Genomic DNA, 20082 nt, shown 5'->3' with positions numbered 1-20082 from the left:
CCATGGCCACCACGCAGACGCCGCGACGACGGGGCCTGCGTGCGCCCGCCTCGCTCACCACCCTGCTCGCCGCCACCGCCCTGGCGCTCGTGGCCTGCACCGACGGGGAGCCACGATCACCGGGTACGGCCTCCCTTTCACCTTCCCCCGCGCCGAGCGCGTCCGCGTCGACGCCTACATCCGCGGTCCCCGCCGGACCGGTCGCCCCGACCGGTGAGGCCACCACGGTCGTCGGCGGCCTCGACGCGCCCTGGTCGATGGTCCGACTCGCCTCGGGCAGCACGCTGGTGAGCCAGCGCGACGCGGGCGACGTCCTCGAGGTCGTCAGCGGCGGCGCGGTGCGGCAGGTCGGCGTGGTCCCCGGGGTGGCCGCGGGAGGCGAGGGCGGGCTGCTCGGCCTCGCCGTCCTCACGCCGGCGGGATCGGAGCCCGCGGGAACCTGGCTCTACGCCTACCTGACGACGTCGTCCGACAACCGCATCGTGCGGTTCCCGCTCACGGGAGCGGCCGGGTCGTACGCGCTCGGCGGCGTCGAGGAGATCCTCGTCGGCATCCCCCGGGCCGGGAACCACAACGGCGGACGCATCGCGTTCGGACCGGACGGCATGCTCTACGCCACCGCGGGCGACGCCGGCGACCGCAGCCTGGCTCAGGACGTGGACAGCCTCGGCGGGAAGATCCTGCGGCTCACACCCGACGGCGCGGTGCCGGGCGACAACCCCTTCCCGGGGTCGCCCGTCTTCTCCCTCGGCCATCGCAACCCGCAGGGCATCGCGTGGGATCGCGACGGCGGCCTGTGGGCGAGCGAGTTCGGGCAGAACACCTGGGACGAGCTCAACCGGATCACCCCCGGTGGCAACTACGGCTGGCCGGTCGCCGAGGGCATCGCCGGAGCCCAGGGCATGATCGACCCGGTCGCGCAGTGGGCCACGGAGGACGCGAGCCCGAGCGGTCTGGCGATCGTCGACGACACGATCTTCATGGCCTCGCTCCGCGGCGAGCGCTTGTACGGCATCACCGACGGCGTGCACGTCCCGGCGGGGAGCAGCGCGCTCGTGGGCGTGATCGACGCGGTGCCCTACCTCGTCGGCGAGTTCGGACGGATCCGCGACGTCGTGGCTGGCCCGCCGGGGACCGCCTGGATCCTCACGAACAACACCGACGGCCGCGGTTCGCCCGGAACCGAGGACGACCGGATCGTCGAACTCCCCCTCGCCCCGCTCGCGTCCCGCTGAGGATTCACCGCCACACCGGTGGGTCATCCCGCACCTGCGGTCCGGTGTCGGTCGCCGGGAGTACCATCCAGGCATGGCAGAACTCAGTCGGGTCACGGCGTGGGCACAGGCGCTCATCGTGCTGCACCTCGACCCGACGGTCTGGACCTTCGGCTTCGACAACGCCAAGCGACGCGCCGGCCTGTGCAACTTCACGACGAAGCGGATCACCGTCTCGCGCTATCTCGCGGCACGCTACGACGACGACGAGATCCACCAGATCCTGCTCCACGAGGTCGCGCACGCCCTCGCCGGGGCGCGCGCCGGGCACGGACCCAAGTGGCGCAAGGTCGCCGAGGAGATCGGCTACGAGGGCTCGCGGCTCCACGAGGGCCAGACGGCCGACGAACTCGCCCCGTGGGTCGGCACCTGCCCCTCGGGCCATGTCCTCTACCGGCACCGGCGCCCGAGCCGGGCGACCTCCTGCGGCAAGTGCTCGCGCTCGTGGGACGAACGCTTCCTCCTCAGCTGGGTGCACCGGGAGGTCACGCCGGCCATGCGGCGTCGGGCGGCCGCGTTCGACGGCTCCACCTCGCCTGAGCCAGGCATCGGGTCATGACCGGCGGCGCGGTTCCCGCCAGCTGGATCGCACTCCTGCGCGGGGTCAACGTCGGCGGCGTCACGATCCGCTCCGCCGACCTCGCCGAGGTGTTCCGATCGGCCGGTTTCTCGGGAGTCCGCACCGTCCTCGCGAGCGGCAACGTCGTCTTCGACGACCCCGAGCACGAGCCTGGCGAGACCGCGGACGATGCACGTGGTGCGCTGAAACGGCGCATCGAGCGGTCGCTCGCGGAGGCCTTCGGCTACGAGGCGTGGATCGTGCTCACGCATCAGCGCGCACTCACCGACGTCATCGAGGCCTACCCTTGGCCGGAGGCCGAGCAGGTCCAGCCGTACGTCATGTTCTCCTCCGAGCAGGGCTCACTCGACGCCCTGCTCGCGTTCTCGACGGAGACCGGGGAGCAGCCCGACCGCGTCGCATCCGGCGACGGCGTCCTCTACTGGGAGGTTCCGAAGGGGTCGAGCACCGACACCGCCTTCGCGAAGGAGTCCTCGAAGGCCCGGTTCAAGCCGCACCTCACCACGCGCAACCTGCGGACGCTGCGCAAGCTCCTCTGAGCAGGCTGTTCCGCGGCGCCGGCGCAAGCCCCTGCGAGGCGCTCCACGGTGGCGTACGCTGAATTGATCAGCTAGCTGCACAATTCTGGAGGCACGCGTCATGACCGGCACCGATTCACCCACCACCGCGGACCGCGTCCGGCAGATCGCCGTCGCCGTCAGCGCGGTCCTCGCGATCATCGGCTCCTACATCGGGTCGGGAGCCGCCGGGGGCACGCAGGTCCAGAACGCGGCGAACGGCGCGTTGAGCGCCTCGTCGACGCCGATCGCACCGGACGGGCCCGCGTTCTCCATCTGGAGCGTCATCTACCTCGGGCTCGTCGCCTACGCGGTCTGGCAGTTCCTGCCCTCGCAGACGACCCGTGAGCGCCACCGTCGTCTCGGCTACTGGGTCGTGGCGAGCCTGCTGCTGAACGCGGCGTGGATCCTCGTGGTGCAGGCGGGCTTCCTGATCCTGAGCGTGTTCGTGATCATCGCCCTCCTCGGTGTCCTGGCCCGCATCTTCGTGATCGTGCTCCGGACCAAGCCGTCCAGCATGGTCGACGCGATCATCACGGACGGCACGATGGGCCTCTACCTCGGGTGGGTGTGCGTCGCGACGGCGGCGAACATCACCGCTGCGCTCGTCGGATCCGGGATCGGGAGCGCGGACGGTCCGGCCGCCGGTGTCTGGGCGATCATCGTCCTCGCGGTCGCCGGCGCGGTCGGGATCCTGCTCGCGGTCGTCGGCCGTGGACGGATCGCCCCCACGCTGTCGCTCTGCTGGGGGCTCGCGTGGGTGGCCGTGGGCCGCTTCACCGGCGAACTGCTGTCGACCGAAGCCGGGGTCACGGCGCTGATCGTCGCGGTCGTGGTGGCCATCGTCACCGTGGCCGTCCGCGTCTCGCGGGGACGCGACCGCGCAGCGATCGTGCGCGCCTGACGCTCCGCACGCTCGACGGCCTCGGCGCTACTCGCCGGTGCGGCCGTCGAGCTGTTCGCGGAGGACGTCGATGTGCCCGAGGTGCCGGGCCGTCTCCTCGATCATGTGGAGCTCGATCCACCGCAGCGTGAACCGCTGGTCGTTGCCGAGGCAGACATCGTCGAGCTGATACCGCGACGCCACCTCGCGGGACTCCGCACAGGCCGCAACGTAGTCGGCGATGATCTCGGCCAGGCTGTCGTCGGCCGTGACGCGCCATTCGCCGTCGGGGTCGTCGTCGGTCCACCGTGCCGGGACATCCGACTGCCCGTCCATGTCCTCGCGGAACCAGCTGCGCTCGACATCGGCGAGGTGTCGCATTACGCCCGAGACGGTCGTGATGCTCGGCAACAGTCGCTTGGCCGCGAGGTCGTCGGTGAGTCCGCGTGCCTTCCAGACGATGCTGGCGCGCTGCAGATCGAGGAAAGCCTCGATCGTCTCGCGCTCCTCACCGCGCTCAGGCGGCTGCGGGCGGTCGCCCCAGTCGGCCATCAGTCGACGACCTCGACCTCGTTCCCGAAGGCGACGTAGCCGGAGAAGTCCTTGCCGACGCGGTCGAACGCGGTCGGGTACGGGGTCGGGTACGACCAGGCCACATCGGGCTTGACCTCGCCGCCGTCGGTGATGCCCCAGTACTGGGCGTCGCCCTTCCACGGGCAGTGGTACTGGGTGTCGGTCTCGACGAAGCGCTCGCGGTTGAGGCTCGACGGCGGGAAGTACCAGTTGCCCTCGATCTTGATGAGTTCCGATTCAGGGGCTTCGGCGAGGACGGTGGTTCCGAGGAGTGCGCGCATGCGCCGAGACTACGCCCGGAACACGGCTCCGTCCAGGACTGGGACGACGCTTGACACGTCGACCTCACGCGCGGCCTGCACGTGGTGCGCCGCGCCCGCCTGAGCGAGCTGTTGAGCGGTCGCCGACGCGGACAGCAGGTGTCCGACGCCGTTGCGCAGGCCCTCGTAGGCGGCTGCTGCGGCGGCCGCCTCGGGCGAGGTGAAGTCGATGCCGCGGAGCCCCAGCGCCTCGATCACGGCGCCGGCACCGAAGAGGTCCTCCACGGTGAACCGGGTCTCGGCCGTGTCGTCGAGTTCGCCGACCGCGATGACGACGATGCTCGTGCGCCGGCCGAGTTCGGCCTGCTTCGCGATGATCCAGTCCGCGACCGCCGATCGGTTACGGAGGCACGCGGCGACGACCGTCGCGCCCGTATCGGCCAGGAGGTTCGCGATCTGCGCCGTCTCGCCGCGCTCGTCCAGGTCGGCGATCGCGACCACCCGGCCGTCGCTCACGCGCTGCTCGACGGAGGTCGTCGCGTGGAGCACGTCCACGACGACCGCGACGTCCGCCGCCTCGACCCGCCCGGCTCCTGCGACGCCCCAGTCGAACCTGACCTGGTACTTGGTCTGGGCGAACGGCGGGTGGACGGGCGGCGGTGTGGTGGCTGCGGTACTCACCCGTTCATCGTATCCAGGCGCACCCACCCACCCCACGACTGTTGCGTCCGAAGACCTCCGTGGGGGTGGTCGCCAGCGCGGTGCGCTGACGCGAGCGCGGGTCATCGGACGTGAGCGCGGGCCTCCGGAGGGGCGCGCTCACGCGCCAGACCCGCGGTGACGTCAGCGCACCGCGCTGGCGCTCGGGCAGGGGTTCAGCGGGAGGCGGTGGGGAAACGACGGTCGTCGGGGTGGGGCGGGCGCATCTCGTTGCGGATGAGCTCGAAGTCGTGACGACTGAGCTCGAGGAACCCCCGGCGGAGCTGGACACCCCAGTTCCGGGTGAAGCTCGTGAAGTCGAGCATCGCGAGCATCGGACGGATGGGCGCCTCGACCGCGTCCGCGTACCAGTCGACACTCCGCCGCCAGGGCCGCCAATCGGCACCGTCCGGTCGCGGCACGGCCGCTTGGTAGACGGTGTCGTCGGAGACCCGCCCGATCGCGGTGAACGCCTTGAGCGGCTCGCCGTCCGGGGTGCTGACCCGCGGCGAGTAGTACACGAAGCCGTCGGACTCGCGCATCTGGTCGAGACCGCCGCGCTGCCCGTGGTTGATCTGCACGAAGCCGTGACGGACGCCGAGGACGACGTGGTCCCGCTGGATCACGCCCAGCCAGTACCGGATCGCCATAGGCACAGTCTTCCCTACCGGCGCACCCCCTGCAGCCGCCGAGCCGCACATGCGACACTGAGGCATGCGCGTGATGCTGAAACTCGTCCTGGACTGTGATGTCGACGTCGCCTGGCGGGCACTCCGCTCCCCGGCCGTCCTGCGGGAGCTCTACAGCCCCGTCATGGGACTCGAGGCGCTCGACGCCGACGGGTTCCCCACCATCTGGGAGCCGGGAGCGCACCGCGTCCGAGTGAAGGCCGCCGGCGCGATCCCGGTCGGCGACCAGATCATCGACCTCGAGTTCATCGAACGTCGCGACGGCACCCGCATCCTCCACGACCAGGGCGACCCGGTCAGCGGGCCGCTCAGCAAGCTCGCCGGGTGGGACCACCAGATGGCGGTCGCCCGCGACAAGCACGACCCGACGAAGACCCTGTACCGCGACCGACTCGTGATCACCGGCGCGATCGCCCCGCTCTACTGGTACCCGCTGTGGGCGACGTGGCAGTGGCGCGGTGCCCGCATCAAGGCGCTCGCGCCGAGCTGGGCGTACGACCCGCCGCTCCCCGGCGACGAGGAGGACGACGAGGTCGGCGCGACGGTCCAGGGCGCCATCTGACGCCTCGCCGTCCGGAGGCCCGACCAGCCGTCCGTCAGCGCTGAGCCGCCTCGCCCCAGTGCGTCGACTCGCCCGCGGGCGAGACCGTGCGTGGGACACCGGTGGCCGACGATCGCAGCACCTCCGGCAGGAACCGGTCCGGCATGTTCTGGAACGCGACCGGCCGCAGGAAACGGGTGATCGCAGCCGTCCCCACCGAGGTGCTCGAGTCGTTCGTCGTCGCCGGCCACGGTCCGCCGTGCTGCATGGCGGGCGTGACGGCGACGCCGGTGGGCCAACCGCCGAACAGCACCCGGCCGGCGTGCGCCGAGAGCTGCTGGACGAGTTCCACGAGGTCGTCGCTCGTCTCGTCGGCACCGGCGTGCAGGGTGGCCGTCAGGTTGCCCTCGCAGAACTCCGGCACAAGCGGCGCGAACGCCGTACCGGCCGGGACCTCGACGAGGATCGACAACGGACCGAAGGCCTCGTCGAGCAGGGCGTCCCGACCGGCCCGCAGCGCGTCGAGTGAGACCGCGACGATCGTGGGGGTCGCCCAGCCGTCGCCGTCCTCGTCGACCCGCAGCGAACCCTCGGCGATGACCCGCACGCCGTCGGTGCCGAGGATGGTGTCGCGCCTCGCCTCGTACCCGGCCGTGATGCGGTCGTTCAGGAGTCGGTGCTCGGGAACCGCGGCAGCGGCCTCACGGATCGACTCGTCGAGCCCCGCGCCGTCCGGCAGGTAGACGAAGCCGGGCTTCGTGCACAGCTGACCCGCCGAGCCCGCGACACTCGTGACGAATCCCGTCGCGATGGCCGTAGCGGACTCGTCGAGGGCGGTCTGCGTCACGAACACGGGGTTGACGCTGCCGAGCTCGCCGAAGAACGGGATCGGGACGGGGCGCGCCGCCGCGAGGTCCGCGAGGATCCGGCCGGCCCGGAGGGAGCCCGTGAAGGAACCGGCCCGGACACGCTCGTCCTGCAGGGCGACGACGCCGGCCTCCTGGCCGATGATCGTCTGGAAGACGCCGTCAGGAGCCCCGGACGCCCGCAGCGCGGCCTCGACGACGGCCGCCGTCTCGAGCGAGAGCCGCGGGTGCCCGTCGTGCACCTTGAGGATCACCGGGCATCCGGCCGCGAGGATCGACGCGGCGTCGCCACCGGCGACGGAGAAGGCGAACGGGAAGTTGCTCGCTGCGAAGTTCACGACCGGGCCGAGCGGCACGAGGACGCGGCGGAGTTCCGGGCGCACGCCGAGTGCGAAGTCCGGGTCGGCCTCGTCGATCCGGACGTCGAGGTAGGAGCCGTCGACGATCGTCTCCGCGAAGAGCCGCAGTTGCACGGCGGTGCGACGGAGCTCGCCTCGGAGCCGCGCCTCGGCGAGCCCCGTCTCGACCATGCCGACCGGGACGAGCTCGTCCGCGTGGGCCTGCAGGGCGTCGGCGACGGCGACGAGCGCACGCGCACGGGCGTCCGCCGGCGTCGCGGCCCACGCAGGTGCCGCGGCGGCGGCTCCCCGGAGGACCTCCTCGAGCTGCTCGGGGGTGGTCTCAGCGATGGTGGCGTCGGGGGCTGGGGTGGTCGACATGTGATCCTCCGGGATCGTGGTGCGGTTCAGAACTGGAAGCCGGTCGGGAACGGATCGGCGGGGTCGAGGAGGTAGGAGCCGATGCCGGTGACCCAGGCCCGACCGGAGATGGTCGGGATGACAGCCGGCCGGCCCGCCACCGTCGTCTCGGCGATCAGCCGGCCGGTGAACCGGCTGCCGATGAAGGACTCGTTGACGAAGTCCTGGTCGAGCGGCAGCTCACCGCGGGCCCAGAGCTCGGCCATGCGCGCCGAGGTGCCGGTGCCACATGGCGACCGGTCGAACCACCCCGGGAAGATGGCCATCGCATGCCGGGACAGCACGGCGTCGGATCCCGGCGCGATGAACTCGACGTGGTGGCAGTGGTCGAGCCCGGCGATCTCGGGGTGCACGGGCGGCGCCTGCTCGTTGATCGTCGCCATGATCCGCAGGCCCGCGTCGAGGATGTCCTGCTGACGGTCGCGGTCGAAGGGCAGGCCGACGTCGTCGAGGTCGACCATCGCGTAGAAGTTGCCGCCGAACGCGAGACTGTAGGGCACGGTGCCGAGGCCGGGCACCTCGATCGTGGCGTCGAGGCGGTCGACGTAGCTCGGGACGTTCTCGATGGTCACGCGGTCGGCGTGCCCGTCACTGACGTCGACCCGCGCGATCACCAGTCCGGCGGGGGTGTCGAGCCGGATCGTCGTGACCGGCTCGACCACCTCCACCATGCCGGTCTCCACGAGGACCGTCGCGACCCCGATGGTGCCGTGCCCGCACATCGGCAGGCAGCCGGACACCTCGATGTACACGACGCCCCAGTCGCAGTCCGCGCGCGTGGACGGCTGCAGGATCGCCCCGCTCATCGCCGCGTGACCGCGAGGCTCGTTCATGAGGAAGAGCCGCAGGTCGTCGAGGTGCTCCATGAAGTGCAGGCGCTTCTCGTTCATGGTCGCGCCGGGGATCACGCCGACCCCGCCCGTGACGACGCGGGTCGGCATGCCCTCGGTGTGCGAGTCGACCGCACTGATCATGCGGGAGGACTTCATGGTGTGCCTCTCAGGACTGGTGGTCGTGGTCGGGGTGTCGCGTCGGCCGTCGGGCTCAGCGTGCCGCGAGGTAGTCGAGCGCGCGACGCGTCTGCGTCGTGACCTGCTCCGTCTGGAGCGCGTTCAGCGGACCGCGCGGCGGACGCGTCGGACCACCGTAGCTCTCGCCGGCGATGTCGATCGACAGCTTGATGGCCTGGACGAACTCCGTCTTCGAGTCCCACCCGAAGACGGGCACGAGCTCGCGGTAGAGGGTGCGGGCCTCGTCGACGCGACCGGAGGTGACGAGCGTGTACAGCTCGACGGCCTCGCGCGGGAAGGCGTTCGGGTAGCCGGCGAACCAGCCGACCGCGCCGGCGACGAGGGACTCGAAGAGGAGGTCGTCCGCCCCCGCGATGACGTCGAGGTCGGTCTTGTCCTGGATCTCGAGCACCCGACGGATGTCGGCCGAGAACTCCTTCACGGCGACGACGTGCTCGAGCTTGGCGAGCTCGACGAGCAGGTCGGGCGTGAGGTCGACCTTGGTGTCGATGGGGTTGTTGTAGGCCATGATCGGCAGGCCGACCTCGTCCACGCGGCTGTAGTGCTCGATGACCTCGTCGTCGTTCGCCCGGTAGATGGTGGGCGGCAGGAGCAGGACGCCGTCCGCGCCGTCCTCCTTCGCGTACTCGGCCCACTGCTGGGCCTGGTGCCAGCCGACCCCGTGTACCCCGGCGACGACGAGGCCGCGGTCGCCGACCGTGTCGACCGCGACCTGGATGACCTTGCGACGCTCGGCGTCCGTCAGCGACGAGTACTCACCGAGCGAGCCGTTCGGGCCGACGCCGCGGCAACCGTTCTCGATGAGCCAGTTGCAGTGCTCGGCGAAGCGGTCGTAGTCGACGGCGAGGCCTGCGGGCGCCGAGGCATCCTCCTTGAACGCGAGGGTGGTCGCGACGATGACGCCGCCGAGGTCGAACTGCTTGGCCATGGGTGGTTCCTTTCCGAGGGAGTGGTGCGGAGACCGGTCGGTCATCCTGGGTGTTCGGCCGTCGGGGTCGACGGCGGTTCGTGGGGAGGGTGTCCCGGTGCCTGCGCGGCGAGTTCGCCGATGCGCAGCGGGGAGGCGATGGGCCGGCGGTCGCTCGAGACGCCGTCGATGAGGCCGCTGCCGCCGGATTCGGAGGCGACGCGGTGGAGGAGCTCCTCGACGGTGCGCCCGCACATGCGGCCCTGGCAGATCCCGAGCCCGGCTCGCGTGCTGAGTTTGAGGGAGCGCAGGCCGGTCGCGCAGGTGGCGGTCGCCGTCGTGCGCAATGAGCCGTAGTCGACCTCCTCGCAGCGGCAGATGTTGGTGTCGTCGTCGAGCCAGTCGCTCCAGCCGGCGCGGATGCCGTGGGCACGTTCGAGCCGGTCGGCGAAGGCGAGGAACGTGTCGCGTCGGCTCACGGCGGCACGGATCCCGGAGGCACCGGGGAGGCCGCCGGCCGCAGCGTGTCCCGCGATCGCGCCCTCGGCGAGCGCGGCGTCGACGCCCCCGATCCCGGTGATCTCCCCCGCCGCGAAGACGGTCGGGACGCTCGTGCGCTGCTCGGCGTCGACCTGGACGAACCGGGCTTCGGTGAGCGCGCAGCCGACCGCGACGGGCAGTTCGAGCCGCGGGGTGAACCCGTGACTGACGCACACGGCGTCCGCTTCGACCGTGCGCTCGGTGCCGGGGATCGGCGACCAGTCAGCGTCGACGGCGGCGATGGTCACGCGCTCGACCCGGTCCGCGCCGTGCGCGGCGACCACCGCGTGACCGACGCGGTACGGGATCCGGTGGCGGAGGTGGCCACCGACGTAACCGAGCAGTTCACCGGCCTTCCCGGTCACGCCGAGCAGCTGCCAGGGCTTGGGGAGCCAGCCCCTCGCGAGGCCGCCGACGGTCGTGGCCTCGTAGACCCCGAGCACGCGTGATCCGGTCGCGGTCAGGGACGCGGCCACCGGCAACAGGAACGGTCCGGCACCGGCCACGACCACCCGCTGACCGACGGTGACCCGCTCGCCCTTCGCGAGGGCCTGGGCGGCACCGGCCGAGAAGACGCCGGGGAGGTCCCAGCCGGGGAACGGCAGCGTCCGGTCGTGCGCGCCGGTCGCGAGGACGAGCGCGTCCGGCCGGAGGGTGAGCGGCGTGCGGTCGGCGCCGTCCGGCGGTCCGACGAGGACGTGCAGGCGCAGGCCGGTCGCCCCGGAGGTGTCGTCGGAGCCGTGGTCGGCGGCGGCGCGGTCGACGTCGATCGCCCACACCTGCGCCTCGGTGATCACCGTGCAGCCGTCGTCGGCGTCGAGCGCCGCGCGCATGGCGACGAAGCGCTCGAACCCGTGATGCAGCGAGGCCTCGGCTTCCGACGGCCGGCTGGCCGGCAGGTGCCGCCAGTACTGACCGCCGAGCTCGTCCGAGGCGTCGAGCAGCGTGACGGCGGCGCCGAGCGCCCGGGCGGCGAGCGCGGCCTGGAGGCCGGCTGGCCCTGCGCCGACGACGACGACCTCGCGCTGCCGGGCGCTCATGTCCGGTCCCCGAACGGGTCGTTCTCCGTCGTGGGTTCCGGGAGGGCGTCGTGCTGTGTCTCGATGCGGTCGCCGTCCGCGGCGCGACGCTGGCAGGCACGGACGTCCCGCTGGCCGTTCACCGTGACGATGCAGTCGAAGCAGACCCCGATACCGCAGAAGACGCCGCGTGGCTTCCCTGACCCACTGGTGCGGCGCCAGGCGAGGACGCCGGAGCCCAGCAGGACCCCGGCGATCGTCTGTCCACGGAGTCCGTCGACGGGCGTCCCGTCGAGGTCGATGCGCAGCGCGTCCTCCGTGCCAGGCAGGATCCGGTCGTTCGTCGCGGGCAGTCGTCTCGAGACCATCAGGCCACCTCCGCCGGCCGGTCGACGCGCAGGTGCGGGGCGAGCCCCGGGCGGTCGAGTTGGAACGGGGCGTCGTCGAGGTCGGTGGATCCACCGAGCAGGCGGGCGGAGATGAGTTCAGCGGTCGCGAGGGCCAGTCCGATGCCAGCGCCCTCGTGGCCCGTCGCGTGCCACAGGCCGTCGACACGGTGGTCGGGGCCGATGACCGGGAGGTGGTCGGGCATGTACGGCCGGAAGCCGCCGTAGCTGCGCATGACCGAGGCGTCGCGGAGGAACGGGAAGAGGCGCAGGGACTTCGCCGCGACCTCGCGGAGCACGTCGACGTCGAGACGCGCGTCGAATCCGATCTGCTGTCGGCTCGAGCCGATGAGGACCGTGCCCGCGGCGGTGGACTCGACGACGCTCGAGGTCTGGAGCGAGGCGTCGCTCGACTGCGTGGCACCGAAGTAGTCGCCGTCGTAGACCTTGTGGTGCACGCGGTGCGGCATGCGGGTGGTGACGAGCACCATGCCGCGACGGGGACGGACCGGGACGGGTGCGCCGAGCAGGTCGCCGAGCTCGGCCGACCACGGTCCGGCGCAGACGAGGACCGCGTCGCCCGAGACATCGCCCACGGAGGTCTGGACACCCGTGAGGCGACCGGTCGCGCTCCGGACGCCGCCCGTCACGGTGACGCCGGTGCGCACGACAGCGCCCGCACGCCGGGCCGAGGCGAGCAGGGCCTCCGTGGCGATGACGGGCTGGACCTGTGCGTCCTCGGGATAATGGACGGCCGCCGTGGACGAGCGGGTGATCGACGGCTCCGCCGCGAGCAGCTCGTCCTCGGTGAGGGGTCTGGCGTCGACACCGGCCGCGCGCTGGGCGGCGGCGAAGTCGAGCAGCGGCTGCGCGCCGGCCTCGGTGGTGGCGACCACGATGCCGCCCTTGCGCTCGAACTCGATGCTCGGGAAGGTCGGTCCCAGTTCGGCGCTGAGTTCGGCGGTGACGACGGGCCAGAGGCGTGAGGCATACCGCGCGAGGTCGAGTTCGGGGCCGGGCCCCTTGTCGGAGACGAGGAGGTTCCCCTCCCCCGAGCCGCTCGTGCCGCCGGCGGCCGCCGAACGGTCGAGCACGACGACCTCGGCACCGCGTCGGGCGAGGATCCGCGCGCAGGCCGCACCGACGATGCCGGCGCCGACGATGACGATGCGGGTCACGTGCGGTCCTCTCGGTCGATGCGGGGAAGGGCTTTCAGTAATGTGTCACACATTCACTGAACAGGCAAGCGTGCATGATCGCGGATCCTGGTCGAGGTCCGCGCACGCACGCCAGGGGCTACTCGGCGTCGGATTCGGGCTTGCCGGCCCACCAGCCGGTGGTGTGCCCGATGTGTCGGTGCATGAGCTCGCGAGCGGCGACCCCGTCACCCCGCTCGAGGGCGTCGAGGAGTTCGTGGTGCTCCACGGCCGAGCGGTCGAGCTGCTGCGAATCGAGCATGGCGGCCAGTCCGACGAGCCGGGTACGTCCGCGGAGGTCCGCGACGAGCTCGACGAGCAGCGGGTTGCCGAGTTTCGCGGTGAGCGCGAGGTGGAACGCCTGGTCGGCTTCGAGGTACCGGGTCAGGTCGCCGTCGCGGGCACCGGCCACGATGTCGTCAGCCTGCTGCCGGAGCTCGGGCAGCGACCCGTGGTCGAAGACCTCCGCCAGGTCCGCCATCGCGGGCGGCTCGAGGAGCTGGCGGATCTGCGCCGTGTTGCGGAGCGAGGCCTCGCTGACGACCGTGACGCGGAACCCCTTGTTCCGGACCGCCTCCACGAAATCGCGCTTCTCGAGGTCCAGCATCGCTTCGCGGACGGGCGTCGCCGAGACGTTGAACTGCACCGCCAGCGTCGGTACCGAGATCATCGTCCCCGGCGCGAGCTCGCCCGAGATGATCGCCGCGGACACCGCCCGCTCCACCTGCGCCCGCAGGCTCAGCCGTTCCTCGGCCGGTCGGATCGCCGACATGCTCATCGCGACTCCCATCCTTCATCTCCCACCACGGTCCGCTCAGGTTACTGGGCGCGCATCCACGCTTCGATGCCCGACGCGTCGATGGGCAGCGCATCCGACAGCACCTCGGTGCCGTCGGCCGTCACGAGCAGGTCGTCCTCGAGCCGGACGCCGATGCCGCGCAGTTCCGGTGGAACCGTCTCGTCGAAGGCGTGGAAGTACAGCCCCGGCTCGACCGTGAGCACCATGCCGGGGGCCATCGAGCCACCCTGGTAGGCCTCGTAGGAGGACTTCGCGCAATCGTGGACGTCGAGGCCGAGGTGGTGACCGATGCCACACACGAGGTACCGCCGGTGCTGTTGCCCGACCGGGCTCAGAGCCTCGTCTACGGACACCGGCAGGAGGTCCCAGTCGTGGAGCCCCTGCGCGATGACCTCCATGGCCGCGTGGTGGAAGTCGGTGAAGTCGCGGCCCGGGCGTACGGCGGCCATCCCGGCGCGGTGGGACGCCTCGACGAGGTCGTGGACGCGCCGCTGCTCCGGGCTGAAGGTGCCCGAGACGGGGAAGGTGCGGGTGACGTCCGCCGTGTAGAACGCACGCGTCTCCACGCCCATGTCGAGCAGGATCGCGTCCTCGGGGCGGACCGGGCCGTCGCAGCGCACCCAGTGGAGCGTGGGTGCGTGCGCGCCGCTGCCGACGATGGTCGAGTAGCCGGGGCCGTTCCCCGTGGTGCGGGCGTGCCGGTCGAAGGTCCCCTGCAGCCAGCGCTCACCCCCGCCGGCGACGGCCGTCGGCAGCTCCCGGATCACGGCGGAGAACCCGCCGACGGTCGCGTCGACCGCTCGCCGCAGCTCCGCGATCTCCCACTCGTCCTTGATCATGCGCAGTTCCGAGAGCACGCGGCCGAGTTCCGGCGCGACCGTCAGCGGCTCGAGCGCGCGATGCCGCGAGGTCAAGGTCCCCGCGAGGAGCGGTCGGTCGACGCCTCGGAGCGCGTCGGGCAGCGCGGCGAGCACCTCGACGCGGAGGTCGAGGACCGCCGACCAGTCGGCCGGCCCCGGCGCGGAGCCGACCCAGAGCTCACCGTGGTTGGCGTCGGCGAAGAAGCCGGTCTCGCCCGGGTGTGCCGGTGCCGGGATGTACAACGTCGCGTCGTGACCGGCGCCGCTCGGACGCAGCACGAGGACCGCGTCCTCGGCGGAGCAGCCGGTGAGCCAGAAGAAGTCGCTGTCGGGGCGGAAGTCGTAGTTCGAGTCGTTGGCACGGACGGGCGCGCGACCGGCGGCGACGACGAGCGTCCGCCCGACGAAGGCCTCGCTCAGCCGACGACGGTGCTCGGCCGCGGCCGCGGCGATCCCGGGCTCGACCGGCGGCGTGCGGTCGGGGGTGCCCCAGCCGGTGCCGAGGAACTCGCGGAACGCCGGCACCTCGGCCAGGCGGGGCAGCTTCGGGTCCGGGTTCGCCGGGCGCGGCATGGACGTGGCGGGTGCCTCCGTGGTGGCCGGCGCGAGGCCCGCCGTCTGCTCGGGTGCCTGCTGCTGTGTGTCGGTCATGCCTGCTCCTCATCCGCGCGACGGCCGCCGCGCTCGTCCACCATCGAGAACAGGCGGCGCACCACGGCGGCGTCCTGGATCCCGTCGTGCTCGTACTCGTTCGTGACCCAGGCGGTCGCCCCGCCGACCACGTCGACCGTCTCCAACTGCAGCTGCGCGTCCACGTACATGTCGTCGAAGTACACGGCCGCGGCGAGCGGCACCGTGCTCGCCTCCAGGACCGCGGGGTCGTACAGCGGGTCCCAGTCGGTCTTGGCCGCCAGTCGCTCCACCGCGCCCTGGAAGGGTCGGAGCGAGCGGATCTCCTCGAACATCCAGGGGTAGACCATCTCCCCCGTGAACAGCAGCGGCCTGGCCGTCTCGGCGAACGCCGGCCGTGCGTCGCGCTCGGCCTGCGCCGCCCACGCGGTCGCCCCCGAGCCGGCGGCACCGTAGATGCTCTCCTGCAAGGCGATGAAGAGGGGGTTGTCGACGTAGGACGTCCTCCCCCAGACCTGCGCCAGGAAGGTGTCGCTCAAGCGGTCGCCGCTGTCGAACGCCTCGTCGAGCAGCCAGTGGAGGCGCTCGTAGCCGGGCTTCATCCCGAAGTCGATCCCGAGGTTCTGGAAGCGCCGCACGGTGAGTCGATCGCCGTCCGGCAGGAGCACCTCCTCGGCGGCGAGTCGGTCGGCGATCCGCGCGACGGTGTCGACGTCCTGGGGGTACCGTTCGGCGAAGGCCAGGTTCTTGCGCTCGGTGCGCGGATAGGTGCGTCGGTAGACCTCCGCCGCCGACGGGTGGATGCCCGCCAGACCGCCGGTGACGTAGCAGGCGGCCAGTCCCTCCGGGGCTCGCGAGAGGTAGGTGAGGGTGAGGAACCCGCCGTAGCTCTGACCGAGCGTCGACCAGCGACGGCCACCGAAGACGGTGCGGCGCAGGTACTCGGCATCGTCGACGATCGAGTCTGCCCGGAAGCGTTCCAGGTACTCGGCCTGTGCAGCAGCGTCACCGACGGCCGCGATGGACCGGCCGTCGATCCTGGTGCTCCGGCCGGTGCCGCGCTGGTCGAGCAGCACGAGCCGGAAGGTGCGGAGGGCCTCGGCGATCCAGCCGTCCCTGGACACCGGACGCGGGCCTTTGCCGCCCGGTCCGCCCTGGAGGAACACGAGGATCGGGAGCTGCTCGTCGCGACGCAGGGGGTCGACGAGTTCGCGGGCGAACACGCTGATCGTGCGGCCGTCGTCGGGCCGTCGCCAGTCGAGCGGGACGTCGACCGTGTGGTCGGTCACGTGGATCCCCGGCAGCAGGGAGGTGGTGGTGCGGTGGGTCATGCCTGTGTCCTTCCGGCGGCCGGTCCGTGCGGCCGCTCCTGTTCGAGCATGGTGGCACGCGCGGCCTCCCAGCTCGGGTCGATCGTGGGCACGGCGGCGAGCAGGGTCTTCGTGTACTCGTCCTGCGGGTGGTCGAAGATCGCCTCGCGGTCACCCTGCTCGACCACCTTGCCCCGGTGCATGACGGCGACGTCGTGCGCGATCTGCCGCACGACGGCGAGGTCGTGCGCGATGAACAGGTAGCTCAGACCGCGCTCGGCCTGCAGGTCGCGCAGCAGGTCGATGATGCGTGCCTGCACCGACACGTCGAGCGCCGACACCGCCTCGTCGCAGATCACGAGCTTCGGGGAGACGGCGAGCGCCCGGGCGATCCCGATGCGCTGGGCCTGGCCGCCGGAGAACTGCCGCGGGTAGCGCTGGAGGTGGTCGGGGTTCAGGCCGACGCGGTCGAGCAGGTCGCGCACGAGGGCACGCTTGCCCTGCTTCGGGGTGATGCCCTGGTAGTCGAGCGGTGCCGACACGATCCGCTCGACGGTGTGCCTCGGGTTGAGGGAGGAGAACGGGTCCTGGAAGACGACCTGCACCTTCGCCCGGAACGCGGCGAGCGCCGGCCCACGCGCAGTGGTGACGTCCTCGCCGTCGAAGGTGATCGTGCCGGCGGTCGGTTCGATGAGCTTCGCGATCATCCGCGCGGTCGTCGACTTGCCGCTGCCCGACTCCCCGACGATGCCGAGCGTCTCGCCGGCGCGGACGGCGAACCCGACGTCGTCGACGGCGCGGAACTGGGTGGTGCGTGCGCGGAACGCCCCGTCACCCTTCGTGGTGAAGTCCTTCGTCAGCCCGGTGGCCTGCAGGAGCACTGGCGCGTCGTTCATGCCTGTCCCTCTCCGGTCGTGGCGGGTGCCGTCGGCCGCTCGGTGAACGGGTCGTCGATCCGCGGGAGGGCGTCGAGGAGCGCCCGGGTGTACGCCGCCTGTGGTCGGGAGAAGATCTGTTCGGCCGTGCCCATCTCGACGGGGTCGCCGCCGCGCATGACGAGCACGTCGTCGGCGACCTGACTGACGACGGCGAGGTCGTGGGTGATGAAGATCATGCCGGCACCGGTCTCCCGTTGCAGTTCGGAGAGGAGGTCGAGGATCTGCGCCTGGACGGTGACGTCGAGCGCCGTCGTCGGTTCGTCCGCGATGAGCAGGTCGGGTTCCAGACAGAGCGCCATGGCGATCATGATGCGCTGCCGCATGCCGCCAGAGAACTGGTGCGGGTAGTGGTCGACCCGCCGGGAGGCGTCCGCGATGCGGACCCGTTCGAGGGCCTCGATCGTGACGGCCCTGGCGGCCTTCCGGGAGCCGCCGCGATGGGCGCGGTACGCCTCCTCGATCTGCAGTCCGACGGTGTAGTACGGGTTGAGCGAGGAGAGCGGGTCCTGGAAGACCATCGCGATCCGATCGCCGCGCACGCGACGCATCTCGCGGTCGCTGCGACCGACGAGCTCGTGTCCGCTCAGCCGGACGCTGCCGGTCGTGCGCCCGCCGTTCGGGAGCAGTCCCATGATCGCGAGCGAGGTCATGGACTTGCCGGAGCCGGACTCGCCCACGATGCCGAGGGTCTGGCCGTGCTGGACCGCGAACGACGCCTTCCGCACCACGTCGATGTCGCCGGAGGTGGTCGGGAAGGTGACCGTGAGGTCGTCGACCTCGAGCAGCGCCGCCCCGGGGACGGGCAGGGAGATGGTCCTGGTGACGGTGGGGCTCATGCGCTCTTCACTCTCACTCTCGGGTCGAGGAACGTGTACACGACGTCGACCACGACGTTGCCGATGACCACGAAGAACGCGGCCAGCAGGGTGACGCCCATGATGACGGGCTGGTCGTTCTTCGCGATCGAGTCGGCGGCGAGCTTGCCGACGCCGTTCAGTCCGAACACCGTCTCGGTGATGAGGGCGCCCCCGAGGAGGCCCGCGAAGTCCATGCCGAAGAGCGTGACGACGGGGGTGAGCGCGGGCCGCAGCGCATGGCGGCGCAGGATGAGCGGCGCGGGCAGGCCCTTTGCCCGGGCGGTCCGCATGAAGTTCTCACCGAGGGTGTCGATGACGTTCGCCCGGACGAGCCTCGCGTACATCGACGCGTAGCCGAGGGCGAGCACGATCCACGGCATGAGGTAGTTCTGGAACCAGCGGACCGGGTCTTCGGCGAAGGGTACGGCCTGCGGGAACGGCAGGATCTGCAGTTGCACCACGAGGACGTACTGCAGGAGGAGCGCGAGGAAGTAGTTCGGCAGGCTGATACCGGCGAGGGCGACCATCATCGCCCCACGGTCCCAGCCGGTCCCCTGCTTGACGGCGCTGAGCAGGCCACCGCTGACGCCGACGAGCAGCCAGAGGACCGCCGCACCGATCGCGACCGTCGCGGTCACGGGGAAGCGCGCGGTGATCATGTCCATGACGGACTCGTTGGTCTGGAAGCTGAAGCCGAGGCACGGCGCCGCGCAGGAGACCGCCGAGGCGCCCTCCCCGTAGCTCCGGCCCATGACGATCCCCCGGATGAACTCGAGGTACTGCTGCCAGAACGGCTGGTCGAGCCCGAGCTGCGCCCGGATCTGGTCGATGCGGTCGGGGGTGCAGGTCTTGCCGCAGATCTGCACCGCCGGGTCGGGCGACAGCAGGAAGAAGATGACGTAGGTGAAGAGGCTGATGAGCAGCAGGATGCCGATCGCCGACGCGATCCGGCGCAGGAGGTACAGGGTCATGAGGCGGCGTCTCCGGAGTCGAGGGCCTTGCGCAGGCGGTCGCCGAGCACGGTGAAGGACAGCACCGTGAGGAACAGGAAGGTGCCGGGGATCAGGAAGTACATCGGGTCGACCGCGTACCAGCCGACCGCGGTCGCGATCATCTGGCCCCAGCTCGGCGTGGGCGGGGTGACGCCGACACCGAGGAAGGAGAGGCCCGCCTCCGTGCCGATGTAACCGGGAACGGCGAGGGTGGCCAGGACGATGATGGTGCCGCGGAGGTTCGGCAGGATCTCGCGGAAGACGATGCGGATGCCCCCGGCGCCCGAAGCACGCGCCGATTCGACGAACTCGCTCGTCCGCAGCGACATCGCCTGACCGCGCACCACCCGGGCGGTGTACGGCCAGCCGAAGAGGCTCAGCACCACGACGAGCAGGACCGGTCGGTTGCCGGCGGGCAGAGCCGACAGGAGCGCGATCATGAAGATGAGCGACGGGAACGCCATGAGGAAGTCCATGACGCGGGAGACGACCTGGTCGACCCACCCGCCGTAGAAGCCGGCGAGCATGCCGAGCACGACGCCGAGCACGGTCGTGACGATCGTCGCCGAGACGGCGATCGACAGCGACACCTGCGCACCGAAGGCGATGCGCGCGAAGATGTCGCGTCCGTTCCCGGGTTCGACCCCGAACCAGTGCTCGGCGGAGATCCCGCCGAGGTTGCCGATCGGCACGCCGCCGAGGTCGGAGTCCACCGCCGACTTGTCGAAGGTGTACGGACCCCAGCCGCTGATCGCGGTGATCAGCGGGGCGAGGATCGCGAGCAGCACGACGAGCACGATGAACGCGACGCTGAGCAGCACCGGCGGGCTGGAGCGGAGGGTGGCGATCACCCGCCGCGCGGGGGTGGGCGCACCGACCGGCGCACCCACCTCCTCGGCGACGGTGGTCAGCTCACTGGGAACGGACGACGACATCT

General features: G+C 71.4%; 22 protein-coding genes. 5 read left to right on the top strand and 17 right to left on the bottom strand.

The features are described 5' to 3' along the window. Positions 1–2 precede the first annotated feature (2 nt). From IFU30_RS06190 to IFU30_RS06175, 4 genes are all read left to right on the top strand, one after another. Entirely contained in the window at positions 3–1235 is a 1233-nt protein-coding gene (locus tag IFU30_RS06190; RefSeq protein ID WP_192004644.1) for a PQQ-dependent sugar dehydrogenase, read from the top strand. Between the two features lie 73 nt (positions 1236–1308). Beyond that, on the top strand, positions 1309–1833 hold the full coding sequence (locus IFU30_RS06185) for a SprT-like domain-containing protein (RefSeq protein ID WP_079705233.1): 525 nt from the start codon (positions 1309–1311) through the stop codon (positions 1831–1833). After that, positions 1830–2393 (top strand): DUF1697 domain-containing protein, encoded by a 564-nt coding sequence (locus IFU30_RS06180; protein ID WP_192004643.1) that lies wholly within the window; start codon positions 1830–1832, stop codon positions 2391–2393. Before IFU30_RS06185 ends, IFU30_RS06180 begins: the two co-directional genes overlap by 4 nt. A gap of 100 nt (positions 2394–2493) precedes the next feature. Further along, on the top strand, positions 2494–3315 hold the full coding sequence (locus IFU30_RS06175; protein WP_192004642.1) for a TspO/MBR family protein: 822 nt from the start codon (positions 2494–2496) through the stop codon (positions 3313–3315). Positions 3316–3342: 27 nt separating this feature from the next. Here IFU30_RS06175 and IFU30_RS06170 read toward each other — a convergent pair whose 3' ends face one another. From IFU30_RS06170 to IFU30_RS06155, 4 genes are all read right to left on the bottom strand, one after another. After that, positions 3343–3846: a DinB family protein gene (locus IFU30_RS06170; RefSeq protein WP_192004641.1), complete on the bottom strand. Its 504-nt coding sequence runs from the start codon at positions 3844–3846 to the stop codon at positions 3343–3345. Next, on the bottom strand, positions 3846–4148 hold the full coding sequence (locus IFU30_RS06165; RefSeq protein ID WP_124768789.1) for a DUF427 domain-containing protein: 303 nt from the start codon (positions 4146–4148) through the stop codon (positions 3846–3848). Before IFU30_RS06165 ends, IFU30_RS06170 begins: the two co-directional genes overlap by 1 nt. Before the next feature lie 9 nt (positions 4149–4157). Next, on the bottom strand, positions 4158–4808 hold the full coding sequence (locus IFU30_RS06160) for a 2-phosphosulfolactate phosphatase (RefSeq protein ID WP_342450811.1): 651 nt from the start codon (positions 4806–4808) through the stop codon (positions 4158–4160). A 194-nt stretch (positions 4809–5002) separates the two neighbouring features. Beyond that, positions 5003–5476 carry an EVE domain-containing protein gene (locus tag IFU30_RS06155; protein WP_192004639.1) on the bottom strand — a complete coding sequence of 158 codons (474 nt, stop codon included), beginning with the start codon at positions 5474–5476 and terminating at the stop codon, positions 5003–5005. 73 nt (positions 5477–5549) lie between these two features. Between IFU30_RS06155 and IFU30_RS06150 the strand changes: the two genes are divergently transcribed. Further along, complete coding sequence (locus IFU30_RS06150) at positions 5550–6077, top strand: hypothetical protein (RefSeq protein ID WP_249404641.1); 528 nt, start codon at positions 5550–5552, stop codon at positions 6075–6077. A 34-nt stretch (positions 6078–6111) separates the two neighbouring features. Here the strand turns inward: IFU30_RS06150 and IFU30_RS06145 are convergent, their stop codons facing one another. The 13 genes from IFU30_RS06145 to IFU30_RS06085 all read right to left on the bottom strand — a co-directional run bounded on the left by IFU30_RS06145 (position 6112) and on the right by IFU30_RS06085 (position 20056). Continuing rightward, the gene (locus IFU30_RS06145; protein WP_192004637.1) at positions 6112–7641 is read right to left on the bottom strand and encodes an aldehyde dehydrogenase (NADP(+)); all 1530 of its coding nucleotides are present in this window, start codon (positions 7639–7641) and stop codon (positions 6112–6114) included. A gap of 26 nt (positions 7642–7667) precedes the next feature. After that, a complete protein-coding gene (locus IFU30_RS06140; RefSeq protein ID WP_192004636.1) occupies positions 7668–8669 on the bottom strand; it encodes a proline racemase family protein in 1002 nt (333 codons plus the stop codon). Positions 8670–8724: 55 nt separating this feature from the next. Further along, positions 8725–9639 carry a dihydrodipicolinate synthase family protein gene (locus tag IFU30_RS06135; protein WP_064294275.1) on the bottom strand — a complete coding sequence of 305 codons (915 nt, stop codon included), beginning with the start codon at positions 9637–9639 and terminating at the stop codon, positions 8725–8727. Positions 9640–9680: 41 nt separating this feature from the next. Continuing rightward, positions 9681–11198, bottom strand: a complete 1518-nt coding sequence (locus IFU30_RS06130; protein WP_192004635.1) for an FAD-dependent oxidoreductase — start codon at positions 11196–11198, stop codon at positions 9681–9683. Next, complete coding sequence (locus IFU30_RS06125; protein ID WP_079705223.1) at positions 11195–11545, bottom strand: (2Fe-2S)-binding protein; 351 nt, start codon at positions 11543–11545, stop codon at positions 11195–11197. Before IFU30_RS06125 ends, IFU30_RS06130 begins: the two co-directional genes overlap by 4 nt. After that, positions 11545–12741, bottom strand: a complete 1197-nt coding sequence (locus IFU30_RS06120; RefSeq protein WP_192004634.1) for an NAD(P)/FAD-dependent oxidoreductase — start codon at positions 12739–12741, stop codon at positions 11545–11547. Before IFU30_RS06120 ends, IFU30_RS06125 begins: the two co-directional genes overlap by 1 nt. Positions 12742–12859: 118 nt before the next feature. Next, complete coding sequence (locus IFU30_RS06115) at positions 12860–13537, bottom strand: GntR family transcriptional regulator (protein WP_064294279.1); 678 nt, start codon at positions 13535–13537, stop codon at positions 12860–12862. Positions 13538–13578: 41 nt separating this feature from the next. Continuing rightward, on the bottom strand, positions 13579–15069 hold the full coding sequence (locus IFU30_RS06110; RefSeq protein WP_342450810.1) for an aminopeptidase P family protein: 1491 nt from the start codon (positions 15067–15069) through the stop codon (positions 13579–13581). Then, on the bottom strand, positions 15066–16379 hold the full coding sequence (locus IFU30_RS06105; RefSeq protein WP_192004633.1) for an alpha/beta fold hydrolase: 1314 nt from the start codon (positions 16377–16379) through the stop codon (positions 15066–15068). The genes IFU30_RS06110 and IFU30_RS06105 overlap by 4 nt, the downstream gene beginning before the upstream one ends. Further along, positions 16376–17254: an ABC transporter ATP-binding protein gene (locus IFU30_RS06100; protein ID WP_079705220.1), complete on the bottom strand. Its 879-nt coding sequence runs from the start codon at positions 17252–17254 to the stop codon at positions 16376–16378. The genes IFU30_RS06105 and IFU30_RS06100 overlap by 4 nt, the downstream gene beginning before the upstream one ends. After that, the gene (locus tag IFU30_RS06095) at positions 17251–18132 is read right to left on the bottom strand and encodes an ABC transporter ATP-binding protein (RefSeq protein ID WP_079705219.1); all 882 of its coding nucleotides are present in this window, start codon (positions 18130–18132) and stop codon (positions 17251–17253) included. Before IFU30_RS06095 ends, IFU30_RS06100 begins: the two co-directional genes overlap by 4 nt. Continuing rightward, positions 18129–19124 (bottom strand): ABC transporter permease, encoded by a 996-nt coding sequence (locus IFU30_RS06090; RefSeq protein WP_079705218.1) that lies wholly within the window; start codon positions 19122–19124, stop codon positions 18129–18131. The genes IFU30_RS06095 and IFU30_RS06090 overlap by 4 nt, the downstream gene beginning before the upstream one ends. Beyond that, positions 19121–20056 carry an ABC transporter permease gene (locus IFU30_RS06085; RefSeq protein WP_064294392.1) on the bottom strand — a complete coding sequence of 312 codons (936 nt, stop codon included), beginning with the start codon at positions 20054–20056 and terminating at the stop codon, positions 19121–19123. The genes IFU30_RS06090 and IFU30_RS06085 overlap by 4 nt, the downstream gene beginning before the upstream one ends. Positions 20057–20082: the final 26 nt, after the last annotated feature.

The sequence above is a fragment of the Plantibacter sp. CFBP 8798 genome (assembly GCF_014841195.1).
In the GTDB taxonomy this organism is placed as follows: Bacteria; Actinomycetota; Actinomycetes; order Actinomycetales; family Microbacteriaceae; genus Plantibacter; species Plantibacter auratus.
Note: the sequence above shows the minus strand (reverse complement) of the source record. Positions and strands in the feature narration are given on the sequence as shown.

Excerpts from the sequence above, each read along its gene's own strand:
- IFU30_RS06095 (WP_079705219.1), bottom strand. The coding sequence starts at position 18,132 with ATGAGCCCCACCGTCACCAGGACCATCTCCCTGCCCGTCCCCGGGGCG.
- IFU30_RS06170 (WP_192004641.1), bottom strand. The coding sequence starts at position 3,846 with ATGGCCGACTGGGGCGACCGCCCGCAGCCGCCTGAGCGCGGTGAGGAG.
- IFU30_RS06125 (WP_079705223.1), bottom strand. The coding sequence starts at position 11,545 with ATGGTCTCGAGACGACTGCCCGCGACGAACGACCGGATCCTGCCTGGC.
- IFU30_RS06150 (WP_249404641.1), top strand. The coding sequence starts at position 5,550 with ATGCTGAAACTCGTCCTGGACTGTGATGTCGACGTCGCCTGGCGGGCA.
- IFU30_RS06155 (WP_192004639.1), bottom strand. The coding sequence starts at position 5,476 with ATGGCGATCCGGTACTGGCTGGGCGTGATCCAGCGGGACCACGTCGTC.
- IFU30_RS06185 (WP_079705233.1), top strand. The coding sequence starts at position 1,309 with ATGGCAGAACTCAGTCGGGTCACGGCGTGGGCACAGGCGCTCATCGTG.
- IFU30_RS06140 (WP_192004636.1), bottom strand. The coding sequence starts at position 8,669 with ATGAAGTCCTCCCGCATGATCAGTGCGGTCGACTCGCACACCGAGGGC.
- IFU30_RS06135 (WP_064294275.1), bottom strand. The coding sequence starts at position 9,639 with ATGGCCAAGCAGTTCGACCTCGGCGGCGTCATCGTCGCGACCACCCTC.
- IFU30_RS06175 (WP_192004642.1), top strand. The coding sequence starts at position 2,494 with ATGACCGGCACCGATTCACCCACCACCGCGGACCGCGTCCGGCAGATC.
- IFU30_RS06190 (WP_192004644.1), top strand. The coding sequence starts at position 3 with ATGGCCACCACGCAGACGCCGCGACGACGGGGCCTGCGTGCGCCCGCC.
- IFU30_RS06100 (WP_079705220.1), bottom strand. The coding sequence starts at position 17,254 with ATGAACGACGCGCCAGTGCTCCTGCAGGCCACCGGGCTGACGAAGGAC.
- IFU30_RS06115 (WP_064294279.1), bottom strand. The coding sequence starts at position 13,537 with ATGAGCATGTCGGCGATCCGACCGGCCGAGGAACGGCTGAGCCTGCGG.
- IFU30_RS06130 (WP_192004635.1), bottom strand. The coding sequence starts at position 11,198 with ATGAGCGCCCGGCAGCGCGAGGTCGTCGTCGTCGGCGCAGGGCCAGCC.
- IFU30_RS06145 (WP_192004637.1), bottom strand. The coding sequence starts at position 7,641 with ATGTCGACCACCCCAGCCCCCGACGCCACCATCGCTGAGACCACCCCC.
- IFU30_RS06090 (WP_079705218.1), bottom strand. The coding sequence starts at position 19,124 with ATGACCCTGTACCTCCTGCGCCGGATCGCGTCGGCGATCGGCATCCTG.
- IFU30_RS06105 (WP_192004633.1), bottom strand. The coding sequence starts at position 16,379 with ATGACCCACCGCACCACCACCTCCCTGCTGCCGGGGATCCACGTGACC.
- IFU30_RS06110 (WP_342450810.1), bottom strand. The coding sequence starts at position 15,069 with ATGACCGACACACAGCAGCAGGCACCCGAGCAGACGGCGGGCCTCGCG.
- IFU30_RS06180 (WP_192004643.1), top strand. The coding sequence starts at position 1,830 with ATGACCGGCGGCGCGGTTCCCGCCAGCTGGATCGCACTCCTGCGCGGG.
- IFU30_RS06165 (WP_124768789.1), bottom strand. The coding sequence starts at position 4,148 with ATGCGCGCACTCCTCGGAACCACCGTCCTCGCCGAAGCCCCTGAATCG.